The sequence below is a fragment of the Nostoc cycadae WK-1 genome, from assembly GCF_002897135.1.
Lineage (GTDB): Bacteria > Cyanobacteriota > Cyanobacteriia > Cyanobacteriales > Nostocaceae > Nostoc_B.
Window position 1 is genome coordinate 1 of the sequence record NZ_DF978477.1, and the last position, 1568, is coordinate 1568.

The 1568-nt window shown below is 53.3% G+C and carries 1 rRNA gene; it reads right to left on the minus strand.

The features are described 5' to 3' along the window. Positions 1 to 78 precede the first annotated feature (78 nt). Positions 79 to 1567 (minus strand): 16S ribosomal RNA (locus NCWK1_RS28930). Between the last annotated feature and the right edge of the window lies 1 nt (position 1568).

Sequence of the window (1568 nt, forward strand, 5' to 3'; positions counted from 1 at the left end):
CGACCGACCTAGGTTTGACCATCTGTATTCTCTATCTTGCTTTTGGCAACCGATTTTACAGTTGGGTAGGTCTCCCTAAAAGGAGGTGATCCAGCCACACCTTCCGGTACGGCTACCTTGTTACGACTTCACCCCAGTCACCAGCACTGCCTTAGGCATCCCCCTCTCCTAAAAGTTGGGGTAATGACTTCGGGCGTTGCCAGCTTCCATGGTGTGACGGGCGGTGTGTACAAGGCCCGGGAACGAATTCACTGCAGTATGCTGACCTGCAATTACTAGCGATTCCTCCTTCACGAAGCTGAGTTGCAAGCTTCGATCTGAACTGAGCTACGATTTCCGGGATTTGCTTGCTATCGCTAGCTTGCTGCCCTCTGTTCGTAGCATTGTAGTACGTGTGTAGCCCAAGACGTAAGGGGCATGCTGACTTGACGTCATCCCCACCTTCCTCCGGTTTGTCACCGGCAGTCTCTCTAGAGTGCCCAACTTAATGCTGGCAACTAAAAACGAGGGTTGCGCTCGTTGCGGGACTTAACCCAACATCTCACGACACGAGCTGACGACAGCCATGCACCACCTGTGTTCGCGCTCCCTAAGGCACTCCTCCCTTTCAAGAGGATTCGCGACATGTCAAGTCTTGGTAAGGTTCTTCGCGTTGCATCGAATTAAACCACATACTCCACCGCTTGTGCGGGCCCCCGTCAATTCCTTTGAGTTTCACACTTGCGTGCGTACTCCCCAGGCGGGATACTTAACGCGTTGGCTCCGGCACTGCGAGGGTCGATACTCGCAACGCCTAGTATCCATCGTTTACGGCTAGGACTACTGGGGTATCTAATCCCATTCGCTCCCCTAGCTTTCGTCCCTCAGTGTCAGTTACGGCCTAGCAGAGCGCCTTCGCCACCGGTGTTCTTCCTGATCTCTACGCATTTCACCGCTACACCAGGAATTCCCTCTGCCCCGAACGTACTCTAGCTATGTAGTTTCCACTGCTTTTACAAAGTTAAGCTTTGCTCTTTAACAGCAGACTTACATCGCCACCTGCGGACGCTTTACGCCCAATCATTCCGGATAACGCTTGCATCCTCCGTATTACCGCGGCTGCTGGCACGGAGTTAGCCGATGCTTATTCCTCAGGTACCTTCACTTTCTTATTCCCTGAGAAAAGAGGTTTACAACCCAAGAGCCTTCCTCCCTCACGCGGTATTGCTCCGTCAGGCTTTCGCCCATTGCGGAAAATTCCCCACTGCTGCCTCCCGTAGGAGTCTGGGCCGTGTCTCAGTCCCAGTGTGGCTGATCATCCTCTCAGACCAGCTACTGATCGACGCCTTGGTGCGCTCTTACCACACCAACTAGCTAATCAGACGCGAGCTCATCTTCAGGCAGCAAGCCTTTCACCTTTCGGCACATCCGGTATTAGCCACCGTTTCCAGTAGTTATCCCCGACCTGAAGCTAGATTCTCACGCGTTACTCACCCGTCCGCCACTATCTCCGAAGAGACCGTTCGACTTGCATGTGTTAAGCATACCGCCAGCGTTCATCCTGAGCCAGGATCAAACTCTCCGTTTTG